We start from the raw sequence: 20,267 nt of genomic DNA on the forward strand, positions 1-20,267 counted from the left end.
GTCAATCAAGGCACGGTCGCTTTGGGGCGAAGCCCCATGGATCGAGGAAACGTGCGAGCAGCCCCTGGGCGATATGTAAGTCGTTGGATGGCGCAATACGTGTCCCTCCGCGCGGTGCAGACCTGGACCACCTTTGGCATGGTGGCCCTGGCACCGGTGCTGGCGATTGCGACCTTCCTCGTGCTGGGACCGCTCGATCAGGGGGCGGACGCCACCTCCCTGCGGATCGTGATCCTCGCCGATTTCGTCTATGTGCTGGTCCTTGCGGCGCTTGTGCTGCAGCGGGTGGCGCGGATGATCGCCGCGCGGCGGGCGCGCTCGGCGGGCTCGCGGCTCCACCTGCGCCTGACGGGCGTTTTCGCCATCGTGGCCCTTGTGCCCACGGTGCTCGTGGCGGTCTTTGCCACGATCACGGTGAATTTCGGGCTTGAGGGCTGGTTCTCCGACCGGGTGCAGCGGGTTCTGGGCGCGTCGCTCTCGGCGGCTGAGGCCTATGAGCAGGAAAAGCGCGTTCAGCTGCAGATCGACACCTCGGCCCTCGCAGCGTTCCTTGACCGCGCCCGGGTCGAGCGGGTTTTCCTCAGCGATGGCGACCTGCGCCAGCTCTTGGCACAGGGGCAGGGGCGCGTCCAACGGGGGCTGCGCGAGGCCTATATCGTCAACAGCATCGGCGAGATCCGCGTGCGGGGCGAGCGCAGCTATCTCTTTGATTTCGAACAGCCAACGCCAGAGCAGATGGCGCAGGCCGATAGCAGCATTCCCTATGTCATCGAAGACTGGCCAAACAACGAATTCCGCGCCCTGATCAAGCTGCGCCGCCATGTGGATCGCTACCTTTATGTCAGTCGCGAGGTAGATGGACAGATCCTGACCCTGCTCGATGACACGCAGGAAACCGTGCAGCTTTTCAACCAGTTGGAAAGCGACCGGGGGCAGCTGCTGTTTGATTTCGGCCTGCTCTATATCGGCTTTGCGGTGATCCTGATCATTGCCTCGATCTGGCTGGGGCTCTGGTTCGCCGAGAGGCTGGCGCGACCGGTCGGGCGTCTGGCGGGCGCAGCGCAACGGGTCGGGGCAGGAGATCTGAGCGTGAAGGTGCCCGAGCAGCCGGGGGATGACGAGATCGCCATGCTAGGGCGGCTTTTCAATCAGATGACCCGGCAGCTGAAGGGCCAGCGCGACGCGCTTTTGGAGAACACCAGCCAGATCGAAAGCCGCCGCCGCCTGTTTGACTCCGTGCTGGGCTCGGTGACGGCAGGGGTGATCGGTCTCGATCCCGATGGGCAAGTGGAGTTCATGAACCGTTCGGCCACGACCATGCTCGGCCTCGAGGATGACAGCGCAAGCGGGCGCAAGCTACGCCAGGTCGTTCCGGAATTTGCCGAGCTCTTTGACCGGCTGCAACTGGGCACGCGGGACGTGACCCAGCAGGAGATCATGTTGAGCCGTCAGGGCCGCTCCGAAAGCCTGCTGGTGCGCATGGCGCGGCGCGCCAATACCGACGACATGCTTGAGGGCTATGTGATTGCCTTTGACGATGTGACCGATCTCGCCTCGGCCCAGCGGATGGCGGCCTGGGGCGATGTGGCCCGCCGGATCGCCCATGAGATCAAGAACCCGCTGACCCCGATCCAGCTTTCGGCGGAGCGGATGAAGCGCAAATTCGGCCCAAAGCTGGGGGAGGACGGCCCCGCGCTGGTAGAGCTCAGCGATGTGGTGATCCGCCAGACCAATGACCTGCGCCGGATTGTGGACGAGTTCTCGAAATTTGCCCGCATGCCCGAGCCCGAGACCGCCGAAACCGATCTCGCCCATCTTCTCCGCGACGCGGTCCTGTTGCAGCAGGTGGCCCAACCCGACACGCGCTTTGTCACCGAGATCTCCAGTGATCCGGTGCGGGCCGAGCTTGACCCGACGCTTCTGACCCAGGCGCTCACCAACCTCTTGAAGAATGCCGGTGAGGCGATTGAGAGCCGTTTGTCCGGCAACTCCAGCGATGCGCGTCCGGGTGAAATTCGAGTCTCGCTTCAGGCCTATGGCCGGGAAGCCGAGCTGCGTATTGCCGACAATGGTATCGGCTTGCCTGACAATCCGGCCAAGCTCTTTGAGCCTTATGTGACCACGCGCGACAAGGGCACGGGCCTCGGCCTGCCGATCGTGCGCAAGATCATCGAAGAACATCAGGGCACGCTCGAGTTGATCAATGCGCCGCCCTTTGCCCCCGGCGATCCGCCGGGGGCGGAGGCGCTGATCCGGCTGCCCTGTCACCCGCCGCCCTCTGGCACGGATGACGACACACCCAACCCCGACACGACCCATAAAAAGATCGAAACAGCATGACTGACATACTGATCATCGACGACGAGAAAGACATCCGCGAATTGGTCTCGGATATCCTGCAGGATGAGGGCTACGCCACGCGCACGGTCGGCAATGCCGAGGATTGCATGGCCCAGATCGAGGCCCAGCCACCGGGGCTGATGATCCTCGATATCTGGCTCAAGGACTCGAGCATGGATGGCATCGACATCCTCGTGAAGGTCAAACGCGAGCGCCCGGAGATCCCCATCGTGATCATCTCGGGCCATGGCAATATCGAGATCGCTGTCGCCGCCATCAAGCAGGGCGCTTACGATTTCATCGAAAAGCCGTTTAATATCGACCAGTTGCTGCTGGTTGTGAAGCGCGCGATGGAAACCTCGAAGCTACGCCGCGAGAATGCGGAGCTGAAACGTCAGGGGCCCGTGGCGGCGGATCTTCTGGGAAGCTCCGCGGCGATGAAGACCCTGCGCAGCCAGCTCGATAAGGTCACCCGTTCGAACGGGCGCGTGATGCTGACCGGGCCCTCGGGCAGCGGCAAGGAGGTCGCCGCCCGCTATATCCACGCCAATTCGAACCGCGCTTCGGGGCCGTTCATCACCGTGAATTCCGCCGCGATCGAGGCGGACCGGATGGAGGATGTGCTTTTCGGGCGCGAGGGGGCGGACAAGTCCATCGAGAAGGGCCTCTTGGAGCTGGCCGATGGCGGAGTGATCTTTCTCGATGAGGTCGCGGACATGCCCGCGGGCACCCAATCCAAGATCCTCCGTGTACTGGTGGATCAGCAATTCGAACGGGTCGGCGGGAACCAGAAAATCAAGGTCGATCTGCGGGTGATTTCTTCCTCCACCGCCAATCTTGAGGATGCCGTCAGCTCGGGCCAGTTCCGCCAGGAGCTCTATCACCGGCTGAACGTGGTGCCGATTGCTGTGCCGTCCCTGGGGGAACGGCGCGAGGATATCCCGGTGCTTGCCCGCCACTTCATCGCCCATTTCAACGAGAGCCAGGGCCTGCCGAACCGTGATCTGGGGACCGAAGCCGAAGCGATGCTGCAGACCATGATCTGGCCCGGCAATGTGCGGCAGCTGAAGAACGTGATTGAGCGGGTGCTGATCCTGGGCAATGCGGATGGCGCGATTGAGCCTGACGAGCTGCCCAGCTCCGGTGGCTCGGAGGAGCCGGGGGGTACCGGCGTGGTCTCCGGCACACTGGCAACGCTTCCTCTACGCGAGGCGCGGGAGCTCTTCGAGCGGGAATACTTGATGACGCAGATCAACCGTTTCGGCGGGAATATCTCGCGCACGGCTGCCTTTGTGGGGATGGAGCGCTCAGCGCTCCACCGGAAGCTCAAGTCGCTGAATGTGGTGACCAGCACCAAATCCGGCGCGCGCGTCGCCCATGTGGAGCCGCAGGAAAGCGGCAGCGAGGTCTGAGCCTAGCTGCCCGGCAGGATCACCGGCCCCACGCCGGAGATCTTGGCCGCACAGGAGGTCTCGCTCGCAGCCACTTGCCGCGTGGCGGGCGTCACCGCGCTCGCTTGTCCCGAGGTGCAGGCGGGCAGTTGTGCGAGGCTGTAGCCCGCCGCCTCGAGGCAGTTGAGGCGGCTTTCCTCGCGGGCGCCTGCATTGATGTCCACATCCACCCATTGCCGGTCATAGACGATCCGCGGCACGCCGTAGCGGTATTCCACGACTTCAACCGTGCGCCGTTCGCGCTGCACATCCCGCGGGGCGATGGACTGGGCACGCAGGGCGCAGCGTTCCAGATCACCGGCCAGTTTCGAGACGGTCACGCCCGGCTGGTCATAGACGATGACCGGCGCGCAGGCTGACAATCCGATGGCGGCCATCCCGATCAGCGCTGCTGCATGTCGCATCTTCCTGTGTCCTCCCAACGGCCCCGGGCGGGCTTGCGTGGCGCAACTCTTTTCACCGCGCCCGCAACCAAGTATGCCGGGAAGCATACCGAGATGAGGCGGGTCTATGAAAGTCATCATTTGTGGAGCGGGGCAGGTCGGCTGGCAAATCGCCCGCTTCCTGTCGGGCGAGCGCAACGACGTGACCGTCGTGGACAACAACCCCGAGCTTGTGCGGCGTGCCACCGATACACTGGACGTGCAGGGGATCACGGGCTTTGCCTCCTACCCGGATGTGCTGACCTCCGCCGGAGCGCGGGATGCGGATATGATCATCGCCGCGACCTTCTCGGACGAGGTGAATATGGTGATCTGTCAGATTGCCCATTCGATCTTCGAGATCCCGCGCAAGATCGCGCGTCTGCGCGCCCAGAGCTATCTGACGGCGATCTATTCGGATCTTTACCGCCGGGACCACCTGCCGATCGACGTGGTGATCAGTCCGGAGCGGGAGGTGGCCGACGCCGCGTTGCAACGGCTCTCGGCGCCTGCGGCCTTTGACACCGAAGAGTTCCTGGAGGGCAAGGCGCAGCTCTTGGGTATCCTGCTCGACCCGGATTGCCCGGTTCTGTCGACGCCCCTGCGGCAGCTCACGGATCTTTTCTCGACGCTCCATGTGATGGTGGTGGGGATCCGGCGGCAGGGCACGCTCTTCGTGCCTGAGCCCGGGGATCAGCTTTTTGAGGGCGATCAGGTCTATCTCTTCTGCAAGGATGATGATGTGGACCGCACGCTCGAGGTGTTTGGCAAAACCGTGGGCAAGCTTGAGCGCGTGGTCATTGTCGGCGGCGGCAATGTGGGCCTCGCCGTGGCCCGGCAGCTGGAACGCCGTGAGAACCGGGTGCGCGTCAAGATGATCGAGCGTGACCGCAAGCGGGCCGAACGGGCCGCGGACGCGCTGGAGCGGACGATTGTGCTCAATGGCGACGGGTTGAATGTGGAGCTGTTGCGCGAGGCCAACATTGAGAAGGCCGATGCGGTGCTCTGTATCACCGATGACGACAAGACCAATCTGCTTTCAGGCGTGCGCGCGAAGTCCGAGGGCTGTCCTGTGGCGATCTCATTGGTGAACGACCCGACGCTGGTCCCGCTGCTCGGGCCGCTCGATATCGACGCCTATATCAACCCGCGCGCCACGACCGTGAGCTCGATCCTGCGCCATGTGCGCCATGGCAGGGTGCGCACGGTCTATTCCATCGGAGACGCAGAGGCCGAGGTGATCGAGGCGCAGGTTCTGTCGACCTCGCCGCTCTCGGGACAGCTGGTGCGTGACGTGGATTTCCCCGAAGGCGTGTTGCTGGCCGGGATCCTCAAGGATGGCAAGATCATCCGACCCAAAGGCAGTACCCGGATCGAGGAAGCCTCGGTCATCGTGATGTTTGCGCTGTCCAAGGACGTGCCAGAGGTCGAGCGCCTGCTGCAGGTCTCGATCGATTTCTTCTGATGAAGGCGCTCCGGCGGTTCCCTCTGATCGTGGTGCTGATGGGGATTGGCGCGCTCGCGATGTTCATCCCCGCGCTCTATGCGGGGGCGATTGGCCAGCTGGAGATCGCGCGGCCCTTTCTCTATGGCGGGATCCTGTTCCTGACGCTGGTGATCCTGCTGGGGCTGGCCACCATGAACCTTCCCGCACCAAATAGTGAGCGGCGTCAACTGGTTGCGCTCCTTCTGACGTTCTCGGCGCTGCCAATCATGCTGGCCGTGCCCCTGGCCGAGGCGGTGCCCGACACGCGGTTCAGCAACGCCTATGTGGAGATGGTCGCCTCGATCACCACCACGGGCGCGACCCTGTTCGAGCCGGACCGCCTGCCCATGCCGGTGCATCTGTGGCGGGCGACGGTTGGCTGGCTCGGGGGCTTTCTGATCTGGGTGACAGCCTTTGCCGTGATGGCGCCGCTGACCCTTGGCGGGTTCGAGGTGACCTCCGTCCAGGAAGCCGGGCAGGGGCGCAGCACCCGCGAGACGAGCGGCAAGGCGGCGGCCTCGACCCGGCTGATCCGCTTCGCCCTGCGGCTCGGGCCGATCTACCTTACCCTGACTGGGGTCCTGTGGCTGATCATGATCCTGTGCGGTACGGAGCCTGCCCATGGCCTGATCTTTGCCATGTCGACCCTGTCCACCAGCGGGATCACGGCGGGGGATCTTCCAGGGGAGGCACCCAATGGCGCGATGGCCGAGGTCGCGATTTTTGCCTTTCTGGTTTTCGCCATCACAAGGCGCAGTTTCATCGGCGGGCTCAGCCCGAACTGGCGCGAACTGCGCCGGGATCGGGAACTGCGGATCGCGCTGATCTTTGTGCTCTCGATCCCGCTTTTTCTCTTCCTGCGCCACTGGTTGGGTGCGTTCGAAGTGCAGTCCCAACTCGATGACAGCGCGATCACCGCGCTCTGGGGCAGCATGTTCATGGTCCTGTCTTTCCTGACCACCACCGGTTTCGAAAGCACGTCCTGGGCCGCAGCACAGAACTGGTCCGGCCTGCACACGCCCGGGCTTCTCCTTGCGGGCATCGCGCTTTTCGGGGGCGGGGTGGCGACCACGGCGGGCGGAGTGAAGCTCCTGCGGGTCTATGTGCTCTACAAGCACGGGGTGCGTGAGATGGAGCGTCTGATCCATCCCTCCTCGGTCAACTCCGCGGGCTACACGGGCCGACGGCTCCGCCGTGAAGGCTCCACGATTGCATGGATTTTTTTCATGCTTTTTGCACTTTCAATCGCCCTGACGATGTCGGCATTGGCACTTTCTGGACTCGGGTTTGAGGAGGCCACATTACTGACCTTCGCGGCCCTGACGACCACCGGCCCAATTGCGACAATTGCGACCGAAGTGCCTATTTCCTACGCGACACTTCCGGAAACGGCGAAATACATTCTTTGCGCGGCCATGGTCCTCGGCAGGCTTGAAACGCTGGCGATTTTGGCGCTCCTCAATCCGGATTTCTGGCGCAACTAGGGCGCATTTCCGCTATGTCCCTGCCTTTAGGGGTGGAATCCCCCGCGTGCACATCACATACTCTGCCGTAGTCAAAGATTTCCGCGATTTCATTTGCGGCACAGCACAAGAAAAAGGCACTCAGAATGGCCGGCGACAAACAGAATTTGCAGGACGCGTTTCTCAATCATGTTCGTAAAACCAAGGTTCCGGTAACGGTATTCCTTATCAATGGCGTTAAATTGCAGGGGGTTATCACCTGGTTTGATAATTTCTGCGTTCTGCTGCGTCGCGACGGCCAGAGCCAGTTGGTGTACAAGCACGCGATCTCGACCGTCATGCCGACCCAGCCGATTAGCCTGTATGAGGGCGAAGACTGACCGACTTCTATGACCATGCACCCGAGCAGACCCGTGCTCTGGTGCTGCACCCCGAACTGACCTCGGACCGGGCGCGCCGTCTGGCGGGACCCGCTCTGGAAGAGGCCGTGTCACTCGCGGCCGCTCTGCCGCGTCTCGATGTGGTGGGGTCGGAGAATGTGCGCCTGCCCAAGGTGCAGCCGGGGCTTCTGTTCGGGTCGGGCAAGATCGAGGAGCTGGGCGCGCGTATCAAGGCGGAAGAGATCGGGCTTGTCCTGATCGATGGCCCCGTGAGCCCGGTGCAACAGCGCAATCTCGAGCGGGAATGGAAGACCAAGATCCTCGACCGGACAGGTCTGATTCTCGAGATCTTTGCCGACCGTGCCCGAACCCGCGAAGGCGTCCTGCAGGTCGAGCTTGCGGCGCTCGCCTATCAGCGCACCCGGCTGGTGCGGTCCTGGACCCACCTGGAGCGGCAGCGCGGTGGCCTCGGCTTCGTGGGCGGTCCGGGGGAGACGCAGATTGAGGCGGACCGCCGGGCGATTGACGAGGCGGTGACCCGGATCAAGCGCCAGCTTGCCAAGGTGGTCAAAACCCGTGAACTGCACCGTGCCGCGCGCAAGAAAGTGCCGTACCCAATCGTGGCCCTTGTGGGCTATACCAACGCCGGAAAGTCGACCCTTTTCAATCACCTGACCGGGGCGGAGGTGATGGCCAAGGACATGCTCTTTGCCACGCTGGACCCGACCATGCGCGCGCTGCAACTGCCCACGGGGCTCGACGTGATCCTGTCCGATACGGTGGGGTTCATCTCTAATCTGCCGACCGAGCTTGTCGCGGCCTTCCGCGCGACGCTCGAAGAGGTGCTGGACGCGGATCTCATCCTCCATGTGCGCGACGTTGCCCATCCCGACAGTGCGGCGCAGGCCGAGGATGTGCATAAGATCCTCGACGCGCTTGGGGTGAAGGAGACCACCTGCATGGTCGAGGTCTGGAACAAGCTGGACCTCTTGCCCGAGGCGGAGGCGGATGCCTTGCGCAACTCGGCCGCGCGGCAGGAGAATGTCCTCGCCATCTCGGCCATACGCGGCGATGGGTTCGATGCGTTGCATGCGCGGGTGGCGGACCTGCTGACGCCCGCTGTGACGGATGACACCTTGATGATCCCCTATGCGGAGGGGCGCGCTCGGGCCTGGCTCTTTGAGCAGGGGGTGGTCGAGGGCGAAGCCCAGACCGATGAGGGCTATGAGCTGCAGGTGCGCTGGACCCCGGCGCAAAAGGCCCGTTTCGAAGCGATGGAAGGGGCTGGCTCCTAGCCCGCCCCTCGCTCGGCTCGCTCAGGCCGCGTGCACCCGCCCGGCCTGCACCGCCCGCCACAAAACCACTGCCGCTGCGATCTGCCCGGTGACAACAGCGGGCCAGATCAGGGCGAACTGCGCATCGAGATATTTCTGTGGACCGAAGGAGACCAGCGCCCCGAGCGCTGCGATCCCCATGAGCGCGCGCCCGGCACGCTCCCCAGGTCCAATCCAGAGCGCGGCAAGCGCTGCCGCAATCGCGGCGCCAATGAAGGGCCCGATCGCAAAGAGCGGTGTGGTGGCCGGCGGGTGGGGCGCGACCCCGGCATAAAGCGCGCTCAGCATCACCGCTTGCAGCACGATCAGGGCGGTCAGTCCGGCCTGGCTATAGCGACATGTCATCTCTCGGTTCCTTTCGTCAAAAGTGTAATCGTGTGTACGGTTGCTCATATCCGTAATCATCTGTACGGTTTCCGTCAAGAGCGATCGGAGACAACACCATGCGCGCGGAAACCAGGAAACAGAGACGGGCGGAGATTGAGGCCGCAGCCTATGAGCTTCTTGAAGAGAAGGGCTTTGCGGGCATGTCCGTTCTCTCGGTTGCGCAGCGCGCCAAGGCGTCAAACGGGACGCTCTACCAATGGTATGGCAACAAGATCGGGCTCTTCGAGGCGCTGGTGGCGGGCAATGCGGCCGCGATCCGCGAAACCCTGGAACGGGCCTTGGAGGATCAGAGCGCGCCTTGGGATGTGTTGGCCAGGTTGGGGCCCGAGCTGCTCGGGCTTCTGCTGAGCCCCCGCGCCATTGCGCTCAACCGGGCGGCTGCGGCGGATGCGAGCGGGGCTTTGGGCGCGGCGCTGTCGGAGGCGGGACGTGGCAGCATCGCGCCGCTGATCACCCAGGTAATTGAACAGGCTCAGGGGCAGGGGGCGCTTGCGCCCGACCCAGACGCGGCGGAGATCAGCGACACGTATCTACGGCTCTTGATCGGCGATCTACAGATCCGAGTGGTGGCCGGGCATCAGGAGCCGCCCAGGCCAGACGCGAGGACCCAACGGGCGCAGATGGCGCTGGAGCAGCTCCAGCGCCTTTATCCCGCCTAGGGCTGGGTGGGCTCGGCGGGGTAGAGCAGGGTCACCCCATTGGCCCCGGCCCGGGCCAGATCCGGGTCCAGCGTCATTGGGATGTACTCCCCGCGCCGCCACAGCTCCCCCAGATCATCGTAATGCCGCGAGAGCGGGTGACCGGACTGCCCCGTCGAGATGATGAAGACCGAACTGTCGGGATCCGCGAAGTCATAAACCCCGCGATAGGCCCCGCCATGGGTGTTGAGATAGGGGTTCGGGCCCGTCCCCTTGGTGACCCCGCGCATGAGGGTCGTGTCCCCGCCGCTGGTGGACTGCCGGATGTTCAGGAGCGGGCCGATGAACGGCGCCTCGCCCAGAACCGGGTGGTCATGGGTGGCTTCATGGGCGTCGCCCCAGCGCCAGCCCTCGACCGCGCGACCAAAGGTTTCCGAGAGCGACAGGAGCGCATCGTCCAGCGCGCGGCGGGCCTGCAAGGTGCAGGTCTCGACCTCGCTGCTCTGGACCACATCGCACCAGATGCTCGCCCCATCTACATCGCGGAAGACCCGTTCAAGGAAGAGGATCTCCGGATGCTGGAACTCATCTGCGAGCGGGCCAAGCTCGTCGCGGATCAAGCGTTCCTGCAAGGCGCGCATCCAGGCGGTGTAGATCAGGGGCTCGGGCAGATGCTCGGACATCTCGCCATTCCACTCGGCCAGCAGGTCGAGCGCGATGCGCCGGTCCCGCGCCTGGGACCCAAGCGCAGAGGCCTCCTCCGAGAACCACAGGTCCCGCGCCACAAGCGGCAGGAGGGTCCGCGCGCCCTGACTGACCGTGTCGAGCTGCGCCTCGATGAAACTGTCGCGGGTATGAACCTGCCGCGCGCCCATGAGCCGCTCCCAGCGTTGCACCCGCTGGGTGTCGCCCCAGTCATAGGACATGTGGAAGGGGAAGGGGCGGTCGATCACCTTGTTATTCGTGTTGCCCAGAAGGCCGCTGGACGGGTCAACGAAACGCGGATTGGCGGCATAGCCGAGCGCGCCTTGCCAGCGGTTCTCGGGACGCCAACCGGGGGTCGGCAGCCGTCCGAGGCTCTGGTGGGCGGCGGCGCGCCGGGGCAGGGCGCCCACAGTCTGGAAGGCCACACGCTCGGCATCGGCGAGGGTCAGGTTCTGGGCCGGGGCGATGAAATCACGGCCCACTTCGATCGCGGCCTCCACATCCCGCGCGGCCATCAGGTTGAGTGCCGCATCCATGGAGGTGTCGTTCGGGCTGAGCGCGGTCCAGGCGAGGGCCGCCACATGGCCCTGGGGCGTGACGGTGGCGAGGTTGTAATGCCGCCCGGGCAGGACCGGCCCGTTCTCGGTCCAGCGCAGGGTGATGGTCACCGGGGCGGCATCCTTCACTTCGATCACCGAGCGCCGGGTGCGGAAAGGTTTGTAACCCTGCGGCGTGAGGTATTCCTCGGGATTGTCGGGGTTCAGCTGCTCGATGAACAGGTCCTGATCATCCGCGTAGCTGGAGGTCAGGCCCCAGCCGAGAAACCCGTTGCGTCCGGTCAGGATCGCCGGAATGCCGGGAACCGTACCGCCAATCACTCCACCCGCGCCAAGATCCATCCGCGCGAGATACCAGATGGCCGGTGCGGTGAACTCCAGATGCGGGTCATTGGCCAGAAGCGTGCCACCCGCGGCGGAGCGCGACGGCGCCGCGGCCCAGGCATTCGACGCGCCTGCAAAGGGGCGGGGATGCACGGGCGAGAGCGGATCGAGGGGCAGGGGCGTGCCCGCAAAAGCCTGCCGACGGTCGATCCCCGGCACGAGTTGCGCGAAATCCGGGAGCACGGTCAGGCCCTCGCCCGGGCTCTCGGGCAGGATGTCGAGCACCCGCTCCGGCGGCAGGGCGAGGGAGATCCGCGCCCGCAACACCTCGGTCTGCATGTGCCAGCTGAGCTGCAGGGCCATGAGCTTGATCATCACGACCGAGTCGGCGGGTTGCCATGGCGCGATCTGGGGCTCGAAGAGGAAAAACTCCGGCGCGCCGCGCCCCAGCGCGCCCTTGTTCACCTCCGCGATCCAGGCATTTACCCCCGCTGCATAGGCCTCCAATGCTTCGGTCGTCGCGGGAGACAGCGCATTCACCGAGGATTGCGCGAGCCGGTAGAAGTCGAACCGCCGGAGCAGATCGTCGATTTGCAAGGTGCGCGTGCCAAAGAGCTCGGACAGGCGTCCCTGGGCCGTGCGCCGCATCATCACCATCTGCCACAGACGGTCCTGGGCATGGACAAAGCCGAGACCGAAATAGCTGTCCGCATCGGTCTGTCCAAAGATATGGGGCACGTTATGGGTGTCGCGCACGATCTCCACCGGCGCGGACACCCCTTGCAGCGCATAGCTGCCATCGTAATCCGGGATCGAGCGGGACGTGAAATAGTAGGTGAGCCCGAGGCCAACCCCGACAAGCGCGAGACTGACCAACAGGATCCGCATCATCCATTTCAGGAGCCGCGCCATGTCACCCTTTCTACCCCGGGCCGGGCCCGGTCATTGCCTTGGCGCGCCCGGTCGGGCGGTCACCTCCCCGAGGATCAGGGGATGATGCGGTTATAGACCGTCCCGTTCAGGGATGCGCCTGCAATCAGGCCCGCCTGACCGAAGATGATGCCCACCACCGGGTCGCGGGCGGTCAGGGTTTCGGCACTGATGGACTCGCCCGTATCGGCAAGGGTGATCTCCAGATCGCCGCCCACGGTCACGCCGCTGCCATTGCGGAAATTCTGCAACGCCTCATCGGTCATGAAGAAGATCGCATGGGCGTATTGCTGGGCGCCGATCTGAAAGCCGAAGCTCGCCTGCGTGCCCTGATAATAGTCGATGGTCGCGCCGTTGATCCGCAGCGCGCCCTTGCCATAGGCCCCGCCGACGCCAAAGCCCGCTTCGGTGATCAGGGGCATGACCAGCACGCCGGAGGCTTTCTGGCCGAGGTCGGACGCGCCCGGCACGCTCGATTCCAAAAACAGCAGGGCTGCATCCACGCGCTGATCAATGGTGGCGGCGCGTTGCGCGCTGCCCTCGACGGAGGCGCAGCCCGCCAGGGCCACCAGAGCCCCAAGGCTCGCGCCCAAAACGGCGCCGCGCCGTGTGATTTTCTGTGTCATCTGCTCGCTCTTTCTCATGACATCGACCGGGCCCGGCCATGCCTGTGCGCCGGGATCCAGCCGGTTTAGTGGCTGGGGGCTCTGCGGCCCCTTGATGTCGTGTTTTAACCGAGGGAGTGGGGTCTGTCACCTCACATCCCTGCATATTGGCCGCTGCGGGCGCAAAACGGGCGGGTTTATGCGATCCCGTTCAGCCGTTCGGCGACGATGGGCGCGAAATAGGTCAGGATCCCGTCGCATCCGGCGCGTTTGAACGCGAGCAGCGACTCAAACATCACCTTGTCATGGTCGAGCCAGCCATTGGACACCGCCGCCTGGATCATCGCGTACTCGCCCGAGACCTGATAGGCATAGGTCGGCACGCCAAACGCGTCTTTCACTCGGCGGCAGATGTCGAGATAGGGCATGCCGGGCTTCACCATGACCATATCCGCGCCTTCGGTCAGGTCGCGCTCGATCAGGCGCAGGGCCTCGTCGGAATTGCCAGGATCCATTTGGTAGGTGTTCTTGTCGCCCACCAGCGCACCGGAGGCGCCCACCGCATCGCGGAACGGGCCATAGAACCCCGAGCTGTATTTCGCGGCATAGCTGAGGATCGTCACATCCGTATGGCCCGAGGCCTCAAGGGCGGCGCGCATCGCACCGATCCGGCCATCCATCATGTCCGAGGGGCCAAGAATATCGGCGCCCGCCTCAGCTTGAGCCACGGCCATCTTGACCAGTGCCCCGACGCTTTCGTCATTCACGATCACCCCGTCCCGGACGATCCCGTCATGGCCGTTGATGTTATAGGGGTCGAGCGCCACATCGGTCATCACGGCGATCTCCGGCACCTCGGCCTTGATCGCCCGGATGGCCCGATTGCTCAGGTTTTCGGGGTTCCAGGCTTCCTCGCAGAGCAGGGTCTTGAGCGACGGATCCGTGTAGGGAAAGAGGCAGATCGCCGGGATGCCGAGCTTGGCCGCGCGCTCCGCGGCGCGCACAGCTCCCTCCACCGTCACCCGGCTGACCCCGGGCATGGAGGGCACATCCACGGCGCCATCCGGCTCGCTGACGAAGATTGGCCAGATCAGATCATGCACGCTCAACTCGCACTGTCGCGCAAGGTTGCGCAGGGCAGGGGTGCGGCGCAGCCGACGGAAACGGGAATGGGGGAACGGAGCTTGGGTCGGTCGCATATCGGGCCTTTTCGTAACTTCAGTCTGGGTGCCATGAAATTGCCTGTATCTCAAGGCTGGAACTCCCCTGCGCACCTGCCTATGGTCCGCGCACACGCCTGTTGGATTGTGCCCTTGGACCTGCATCTCACCATCTCCGAGCTGATCGACGCCCGTTCGTTTTCGAGCATGTGGTACTGGATCGCGCTGGCCGCGTTCTGGTCCATGCTGAGCCACTATATCGTCGGGGTGCCCTTCGATCTGGTACAGCGGGCACAGCGCCGGGATGATCCGGAAACCTGGCGCGATCTCAACAGGTTGAGCCAGATCCAGGCGCGCCGCTATGTCAGTTTCAGCGCCCGGGCCGGGCTTCTGGCCACGGCTGTGGGCGGGTTTCTGATCACGGCCCTTTTCCTCTTGGGGTTCTTCTACTGGATCGAGCTTTGCCAGGCGCTCTTTTTCCTGGTCTTTCCCTTTTGCCTGCTCACCCTTTTGAGCCAGCGCACCGCGCAGGAAATCCTCGACAAACGTCCCGAGGGGCCGGAGCTTGTCGCCGGGCTCAAGCGGCACCGGCTCTGCACGCAGCTTGTGGGCATCGTGTCGATTTTCTTCACCGCCTTCTGGGGTATCTGGCAGACCATGAGCGTCGGGGTTCTGGGAAACTGAGCCCGCCCCGATCCGGTCCCGGATCCCACAGCAGTTGACAGCAACGCCAAAGCACGTACCTCCACGCCATGACCTCCCCGACCTCTCCGACCCGTTTGCGCATCACCGGCGTGCCCGAAGGCTTTGACGCGCAGATCGTGGCGCGCGAGGCGCAGGGCGATGCGGGACAGGCGGTGTTTGTCGCCCGCGATGACAAGCGCATGTCGGCCATGGCCGCCGCCCTCGCCGTCAGCGCGCCGCAGATCCCCGTGCTGCGCTTTCCGGGCTGGGACTGTCTGCCCTTTGACCGCTCCTCGCCCAATGCAGAGATCAGCGCCACGCGCATGGCGACGCTGGCAGCCCTCGCCCATGGCATGCCGGGACCTTTCATCCTCCTGACGACGCTGAGCGCTGTGACCCAGCGCGTGCCTGCGCGCGCCGTGCTGGCAGAGGCGAGCTTCTCGGCTCAGGTCGAGGGGCAGATCGATGAGCGGGGGCTGCGTGAGTTCCTGACCCGGATGGGGTTTGTGCAGGCGCCCACGGTGACCGAGCCCGGCGATTACGCGGTCCGGGGCGGGATCATCGATATCTATCCGCCCGGGCAGAGCGGTCCGGTGCGGCTCGACCTCTTTGGCGATATCCTCGATGGCGCGCGCCGCTTTGATCCCGTGACCCAGCGCACAACCGAGACGCTGGACGCGATCGAGCTCGCGCCAGTTTCCGAGATCATTCTCGATGAGGCGGCGATCACCCGGTTCCGCCAGTCCTATCGCATCGAGTTCGGTGCGGCGGGGACCGATGATCCCCTTTACGAGGCGGTGTCCGCAGGCCGCAAACATGCGGGGATGGAGCATTGGCTGCCTTTCTTCCACGCACGGCTGGAGACGCTGCTCGACTATGTGCCCGAGGCGAGCCTGCTGCTCGATGATCAGTTCGAGGCCATGCATCTCAGCCGTTGGGAGGGGATCCAAGACCAGTATGAGACCCGGCGCCATGCGCTGGCCCAGAAGGGGCAGATGGGCACGGTCTATAAGCCATGTCCGCCTGAGCTCCTCTATATCCCGCCCGAGGATGAAGCGGCACAGCTCGCCACCAAGCGCACCCTGCAACTGAGCGTGCTGCCCTCGGCCTCCGGCCCCGGCGTGACCGATGCGGGCGGGCGGATCGGGCGGAACTTCGCGCCGGAACGGCAGAGCGAGGCGACCGGCCTTTTCGAGGCACTCGCCGCTCATATCGCCGCCAAGCGCGCGGGCAGCCAGGTGGTGATTGCCAGCTGGTCAGAAGGTGCGCGGGAACGCCTGCGCGGGCTCTTGGAGGATCAGGAAGTCGCGGGCCTGTCGGAAATCGCGCGGCTTTCGGATGTGCCGAGTGGGACCGGCGGAGTCTACCTGCTGGTCTGGGCGCTCGACGAGGGGTTCGAGGGCAAGGATGCGGCGGGCACGCGGCTGACGGTGATCTCGGAGCAGGATGTGCTGGGTGACCGGCTGATCCGCACCACCAAGCGCAAGCGCCGGGCGGAGAACTTCTTGCAGGAGGCTACGAGCCTCAGCGCCGGGGATCTTGTGGTTCATGTGGATCACGGGGTGGGCTGTTTCAAAGGGCTCGAGACCGTGACGGCCATGGGCGCGCCCCATGAATGCCTGCTGCTGGAATATGCCGGGGGCGACCGGCTCTACCTGCCGGTGGAGAATATCGAGCTCCTCAGCCGCTTCGGGCAAGAGATCGGCCTTCTGGACAAGCTGGGCGGTGGTGCCTGGCAGGCCAAGAAGGCCAAGCTCAAGGAGCGGATCCGCGAGATGGCGGACAAGCTCATCCGCATCGCCGCCGAGCGCGCCTTGCGCCGGGCCCCCATGCTCGAGCCACCCCCGGATATGTGGGAGGCTTTCTCGGCCCGCTTCCCCTACACGGAGACCGATGATCAGCTGAGCGCCATTGAAGATGTGGTTGCCGACCTCGCGGCGGGCACGCCCATGGACCGGCTCATCTGCGGCGATGTGGGCTTTGGCAAGACCGAAGTGGCCATGCGCGCGGCCTTCATCGCGGCCCTCTCGGGCGTGCAGGTGGCGGTGATCGCGCCGACGACCTTGCTCGCGCGCCAGCATTACAAGAGCTTCGCCGAACGCTTCCGGGGCTTCCCGCTGGAGGTGCGTCCGCTCTCGCGGTTCGTGCCCGCGAAATCCGCGTCCGATACGAAAAAGGGGCTCGGGGCCGGGTCCATCGACATTGTCGTTGGGACCCATGCGCTTCTGGCGAAGAACGTGCGGTTCAACAATCTCGGGCTTCTGATCATCGATGAGGAGCAGCGGTTTGGCGTCGGCCACAAGGAGCGGCTCAAAGAGCTTCGCTCCGATGTCCATGTGCTGACCCTGACGGCGACGCCGATCCCCCGCACGCTGCAGCTCAGCCTGTCGGGCGTGCGGGACCTGTCGATCATCGGCACGCCGCCCGTGGATCGGCTCTCGATCCGCACTTACGTCTCTGAGTTCGACCCGGTCACCCTGCGAGAAGCGCTCTTGCGCGAGCATTATCGTGGTGGGCAAAGCTTCTTTGTTGTGCCGCGCATCAAGGACATCCCCGAGATCGAAGAATTCCTGCGCGATCATGTGCCGGAGGTGAGCTTTGTCATAGCCCATGGCCAGATGGCGGCGGGCGAGCTCGATGAGCGGATGAACGCGTTCTATGACGGCAAATACGATGTGCTGCTCGCCACGACCATCGTGGAATCCGGGCTCGATATCCCCACGGCCAATACGATGATCATCCACCGGGCGGATATGTTCGGGCTGAGCCAGCTCTATCAGATCCGGGGCCGGGTGGGGCGCGCCAAGACCCGCGCCTATGCCTATCTGACCACGAAACCGCGCCAGAAACTGACTCCGGCGGCCGAAAAGCGTCTGCGGGTGCTCGGTTCGCTCGACAGTCTTGGCGCGGGCTTCACGCTCGCCTCGCAGGATCTCGACATTCGCGGCGCCGGGAACCTTCTGGGCGAGGCGCAGTCCGGCCAGTTCCGCGAAGTGGGCTATGAGCTATATCAGACCATGCTCGAAGAGGCGATCGGCAAGATCAAGGCGGGCGAGCTGGAGGGTGTCACGGATATGGATGGCCAATGGGCGCCGCAGATCAATCTCGGCGTGCCGGTGCTGATCCCCGAGGCGTTCGTGCCCGATCTCGACGTGCGGCTGGGGCTTTACCGGCGGCTCTCGCAGCTCACGACCAAGGTGGAGCTCGAAGGCTTTGCCGCCGAGCTGATCGACCGCTTCGGCAAGCTGCCGCGCGAGGTCAACACGCTGCTCCTGATCGTGCGGATCAAGGCCATGTGCAAGAAGGCCGGGATCGCCAAGCTCGATGGCGGCCCCAAGGGCGCGACGGTGCAGTTCCACAACGACAAATTCGCCAATCCGGCGGGGCTTGTGACCTTCATTCAGGATCAGCGGGGCCTCGCGAAGGTGCGCGACAACAAAATCGTCGTGCGTCGGGACTGGGCGAAGGAAAGCGACCGGATCAAGGGCGCCTTCGCCATTGCGCGGGATCTGGCCGCGCAGGCGAAGGGCAAAGCCAAGCCGGTTTCGAGCAAGTCAAACTAGCAGGTCCCAAATCTTGCGCGATCTCGCGCGCTTTCTTTCAATGGGCGTCGCGCGTGACAGCTCCTATCGGGTCAACCGTCGGCAGCAATGATAGTGACATCAGCACTGCCGCTCCCCGGACCGCCATCCATGTCATCCGTTTCGTCCGAAGATGTGGAACGGTTGCTGCTCGGGGCGTCGGTCTCGACCAACCCGCCGCTCACACCGAAATCGAGCAGGTTGAGCGCGGGATCATAGCCGAGATCCAGCCCCAGATAGTAATCCTCATCGAGATAGGCGATCCCGACCGTCGGGCGGAAGACGCGGGTCCGGAACATGTAATCGACCCCGATGCTGCCCACCGTGCTATCCTGCTCATCATCGGTGAACAGTCGCAGGCCGACGCCCGCATTCGGCTCGCCACCGCTGAAGGCCATGGTGAAGCCAAAGCCGATGGTCGGATCTGCCTGGGCCGGAGCGGTGAAGCCAAGGGCCGCGACAAGGGCCAATGCTGCCGATTTCATCATGAGAACATCCTGAGGTTTGCAGATATCGGATGCGCTCAGAATGACGGGTTTTCGGCGGTGCAGCAAGGCGGCAACCGCGCTTTCCCGGCAGGGGGCGCCGTTAAATTCCTGGGCTCAGGCTGGCTGTTCTCCGCGTGAGCCGAGGACCTTCATCACCCAGAGCGCCCCGATGCAGAGCACGAGCACCCCGGCGACCCCGGGGATCGGGGTTCCGTCGAACATCAACCCGATCGGCACGGCCAAGAGGACCGACCCCATAGTGGAGACCGATCCGACGACCGACGCTGCGGTGCCCGCGATATGGCCCATGGGCTCCATCGCGATGGCGTTGAGATTGCCGAGGGTCATTCCTGCCATGAAGAAGACGCTCGTCACCCAGAAGAAATAGGCCCAGAGATGGAGCGCGTCGGGCCAGCCGATCCAGCTGATCAGAAGGAACCCGGTCGAGATCCCGATCTGCCCCGTCAGCACCGCGCGCACCATGCGCCGCATGCCCAGCCGCACCACGAGCCGCGCGTTGATCGCGCTGGCGCTGGAGGCCAGAACGGCGATGGCCGCAAACCACAGGTGGAATTGCGCGGCTTGGTCGAAGGTCACGTCGAAGACCGGTTGGGTCGAGGAGAGGGTCGCAAAGAGCGTCCCGAAGGACATGGTCTGCGCGAGGATCGAGAGGCGCACGACGCGGTTGCTCAGAACTTCGGCCACATTGCGCCCGACTTCGCGGAGGGAGAGCGGTCTGCGGGCCGCGAGGGGCAGGGTCTCTGCCTGCCGGATCATCAACCATCCCACGGAAAGGACCGCAAAACCGATGAAGGCCGCAAAGATCGCGCGCCAGCCCGCCACATGGATGATCAATGCTCCAAGGCTGGGGGCGATGGCGGGCACGAGGGCGAAGATCAGAAAGACCAGCGACATGATCCGCGCCATCTGGCGCCCGACATAGAGGTCGCGTACCATGGCAATCGCCACCACGCGCGGTCCTGCGGCACCAATGCCCTGCACGAGACGCGCCAGCAGAGCCAGTTCAAGCGATTGCGCAACCCAAGCCAGGGCCGCCGCCGCACAATAGAGCGCGGCGCCCGCCACGATCACCGGCTTTCGGCCAAAGCTGTCCGAGAGCGGCCCGGCCAACAGCGTTCCGAAGCCCATGCCAAACACAAAGGAGGTCACGATCAGCTGCGCGCGGTTCACATCCTCGGGCGTCAGCTCTGCCGCGATTTCGGGCAGGGCGGGCAGCATCGCGTCGATGGAAAACGCAATCGTCGCGAACAGCATCGCCATCAAGGCGATGAACTCCGGCTGGGACAGGCGGGGCGGGGGCATTTCAGGCTC

At 64.5% G+C, this 20,267-nt stretch carries 16 protein-coding genes; 9 read left to right on the forward strand and 7 right to left on the reverse strand.

Features of this window, described 5'->3' with window-relative positions; translation table 11 throughout:
• The first annotated feature begins 87 nt into the window (after positions 1 to 87).
• Together ACP153_RS06025 and ACP153_RS06030 are read left to right on the forward strand one after the other, a co-directional pair.
• Positions 88 to 2,340: an ATP-binding protein gene (locus ACP153_RS06025; RefSeq protein ID WP_424970081.1), complete on the forward strand. Its 2,253-nt coding sequence runs from the start codon at positions 88 to 90 to the stop codon at positions 2,338 to 2,340.
• The gene (locus tag ACP153_RS06030; protein WP_424970082.1) at positions 2,337 to 3,752 is read left to right on the forward strand and encodes a sigma-54-dependent transcriptional regulator; all 1,416 of its coding nucleotides are present in this window, start codon (positions 2,337 to 2,339) and stop codon (positions 3,750 to 3,752) included. Before ACP153_RS06025 ends, ACP153_RS06030 begins: the two co-directional genes overlap by 4 nt.
• A gap of 2 nt (positions 3,753 to 3,754) precedes the next feature.
• Here the strand turns inward: ACP153_RS06030 and ACP153_RS06035 are convergent, their stop codons facing one another.
• Positions 3,755 to 4,195, reverse strand: a complete 441-nt coding sequence (locus ACP153_RS06035) for a hypothetical protein (RefSeq protein ID WP_424970083.1) — start codon at positions 4,193 to 4,195, stop codon at positions 3,755 to 3,757.
• A 106-nt stretch (positions 4,196 to 4,301) separates the two neighbouring features.
• Between ACP153_RS06035 and trkA the strand changes: the two genes are divergently transcribed.
• The 4 genes from trkA to hflX all read left to right on the forward strand — a co-directional run bounded on the left by trkA (position 4,302) and on the right by hflX (position 8,837).
• A complete protein-coding gene (gene trkA, locus ACP153_RS06040) occupies positions 4,302 to 5,678 on the forward strand; it encodes a Trk system potassium transporter TrkA (protein ID WP_424970084.1) in 1,377 nt (458 codons plus the stop codon).
• Positions 5,678 to 7,183: a potassium transporter TrkG gene (locus tag ACP153_RS06045; protein WP_424970085.1), complete on the forward strand. Its 1,506-nt coding sequence runs from the start codon at positions 5,678 to 5,680 to the stop codon at positions 7,181 to 7,183. The genes trkA and ACP153_RS06045 overlap by 1 nt, the downstream gene beginning before the upstream one ends.
• A 125-nt stretch (positions 7,184 to 7,308) precedes the next feature.
• Positions 7,309 to 7,542 (forward strand): RNA chaperone Hfq, encoded by a 234-nt coding sequence (gene hfq / locus ACP153_RS06050; protein WP_424967440.1) that lies wholly within the window; start codon positions 7,309 to 7,311, stop codon positions 7,540 to 7,542.
• A 41-nt stretch (positions 7,543 to 7,583) separates the two neighbouring features.
• Complete coding sequence (gene hflX / locus ACP153_RS06055) at positions 7,584 to 8,837, forward strand: GTPase HflX (RefSeq protein ID WP_424970086.1); 1,254 nt, start codon at positions 7,584 to 7,586, stop codon at positions 8,835 to 8,837.
• Positions 8,838 to 8,858: 21 nt separating this feature from the next.
• Here the strand turns inward: hflX and ACP153_RS06060 are convergent, their stop codons facing one another.
• Positions 8,859 to 9,221: a hypothetical protein gene (locus ACP153_RS06060; RefSeq protein ID WP_424970087.1), complete on the reverse strand. Its 363-nt coding sequence runs from the start codon at positions 9,219 to 9,221 to the stop codon at positions 8,859 to 8,861.
• Positions 9,222 to 9,319: 98 nt separating this feature from the next.
• Between ACP153_RS06060 and ACP153_RS06065 the strand changes: the two genes are divergently transcribed.
• Positions 9,320 to 9,922 (forward strand): TetR/AcrR family transcriptional regulator, encoded by a 603-nt coding sequence (locus tag ACP153_RS06065; RefSeq protein ID WP_424970088.1) that lies wholly within the window; start codon positions 9,320 to 9,322, stop codon positions 9,920 to 9,922.
• Here the strand turns inward: ACP153_RS06065 and ACP153_RS06070 are convergent.
• The 3 genes from ACP153_RS06070 to hemB all read right to left on the reverse strand — a co-directional run bounded on the left by ACP153_RS06070 (position 9,919) and on the right by hemB (position 14,221).
• A complete protein-coding gene (locus ACP153_RS06070; RefSeq protein ID WP_424970089.1) occupies positions 9,919 to 12,399 on the reverse strand; it encodes a penicillin acylase family protein in 2,481 nt (826 codons plus the stop codon). The two genes, ACP153_RS06065 and ACP153_RS06070, sit on opposite strands and share 4 nt — an antisense overlap.
• A gap of 74 nt (positions 12,400 to 12,473) precedes the next feature.
• Positions 12,474 to 13,043, reverse strand: coding sequence for a YSC84-related protein (locus ACP153_RS06075; protein ID WP_424970090.1), 570 nt, complete (start codon positions 13,041 to 13,043; stop codon positions 12,474 to 12,476).
• A gap of 176 nt (positions 13,044 to 13,219) precedes the next feature.
• The gene (gene hemB / locus ACP153_RS06080) at positions 13,220 to 14,221 is read right to left on the reverse strand and encodes a porphobilinogen synthase (RefSeq protein ID WP_424970091.1); all 1,002 of its coding nucleotides are present in this window, start codon (positions 14,219 to 14,221) and stop codon (positions 13,220 to 13,222) included.
• 108 nt (positions 14,222 to 14,329) lie between these two features.
• On the opposite strand from hemB, the gene ACP153_RS06085 reads away from it, so the two are divergent.
• Both ACP153_RS06085 and mfd read left to right on the forward strand, forming a co-directional pair.
• Entirely contained in the window at positions 14,330 to 14,866 is a 537-nt protein-coding gene (locus ACP153_RS06085; protein WP_424970757.1) for a component of SufBCD complex, read from the forward strand.
• A 68-nt stretch (positions 14,867 to 14,934) separates the two neighbouring features.
• Entirely contained in the window at positions 14,935 to 18,429 is a 3,495-nt protein-coding gene (mfd, locus tag ACP153_RS06090) for a transcription-repair coupling factor (protein ID WP_424970092.1), read from the forward strand.
• Positions 18,430 to 18,500: 71 nt separating this feature from the next.
• Here mfd and ACP153_RS06095 read toward each other — a convergent pair whose 3' ends face one another.
• Both ACP153_RS06095 and ACP153_RS06100 read right to left on the reverse strand, forming a co-directional pair.
• The gene (locus tag ACP153_RS06095) at positions 18,501 to 18,935 is read right to left on the reverse strand and encodes a hypothetical protein (RefSeq protein WP_424970093.1); all 435 of its coding nucleotides are present in this window, start codon (positions 18,933 to 18,935) and stop codon (positions 18,501 to 18,503) included.
• A gap of 114 nt (positions 18,936 to 19,049) precedes the next feature.
• Positions 19,050 to 20,258, reverse strand: a complete 1,209-nt coding sequence (locus ACP153_RS06100; protein ID WP_424970094.1) for a multidrug effflux MFS transporter — start codon at positions 20,256 to 20,258, stop codon at positions 19,050 to 19,052.
• Between the last annotated feature and the right edge of the window lie 9 nt (positions 20,259 to 20,267).

Source organism: Dinoroseobacter sp. S76 (genome assembly GCF_049801095.1).
In the GTDB taxonomy this organism is placed as follows: domain Bacteria; phylum Pseudomonadota; class Alphaproteobacteria; order Rhodobacterales; family Rhodobacteraceae; genus Dinoroseobacter.

Bases quoted from the DNA above. Each gene is read 5' to 3' on its own strand.
- ACP153_RS06030 (WP_424970082.1), top strand. From the start codon at position 2,337: ATGACTGACATACTGATCATCGACGACGAGAAAGACATCCGCGAATTG.
- trkA (WP_424970084.1), top strand. From the start codon at position 4,302: ATGAAAGTCATCATTTGTGGAGCGGGGCAGGTCGGCTGGCAAATCGCC.
- ACP153_RS06065 (WP_424970088.1), top strand. From the start codon at position 9,320: ATGCGCGCGGAAACCAGGAAACAGAGACGGGCGGAGATTGAGGCCGCA.
- ACP153_RS06035 (WP_424970083.1), bottom strand. From the start codon at position 4,195: ATGCGACATGCAGCAGCGCTGATCGGGATGGCCGCCATCGGATTGTCA.
- ACP153_RS06075 (WP_424970090.1), bottom strand. From the start codon at position 13,043: ATGACACAGAAAATCACACGGCGCGGCGCCGTTTTGGGCGCGAGCCTT.
- ACP153_RS06045 (WP_424970085.1), top strand. From the start codon at position 5,678: ATGAAGGCGCTCCGGCGGTTCCCTCTGATCGTGGTGCTGATGGGGATT.
- ACP153_RS06095 (WP_424970093.1), bottom strand. From the start codon at position 18,935: ATGATGAAATCGGCAGCATTGGCCCTTGTCGCGGCCCTTGGCTTCACC.
- hemB (WP_424970091.1), bottom strand. From the start codon at position 14,221: ATGCGACCGACCCAAGCTCCGTTCCCCCATTCCCGTTTCCGTCGGCTG.
- ACP153_RS06060 (WP_424970087.1), bottom strand. From the start codon at position 9,221: ATGACATGTCGCTATAGCCAGGCCGGACTGACCGCCCTGATCGTGCTG.
- mfd (WP_424970092.1), top strand. From the start codon at position 14,935: ATGACCTCCCCGACCTCTCCGACCCGTTTGCGCATCACCGGCGTGCCC.
- ACP153_RS06070 (WP_424970089.1), bottom strand. From the start codon at position 12,399: ATGGCGCGGCTCCTGAAATGGATGATGCGGATCCTGTTGGTCAGTCTC.
- hfq (WP_424967440.1), top strand. From the start codon at position 7,309: ATGGCCGGCGACAAACAGAATTTGCAGGACGCGTTTCTCAATCATGTT.
- ACP153_RS06025 (WP_424970081.1), top strand. From the start codon at position 88: ATGGCGCAATACGTGTCCCTCCGCGCGGTGCAGACCTGGACCACCTTT.
- ACP153_RS06100 (WP_424970094.1), bottom strand. From the start codon at position 20,258: ATGCCCCCGCCCCGCCTGTCCCAGCCGGAGTTCATCGCCTTGATGGCG.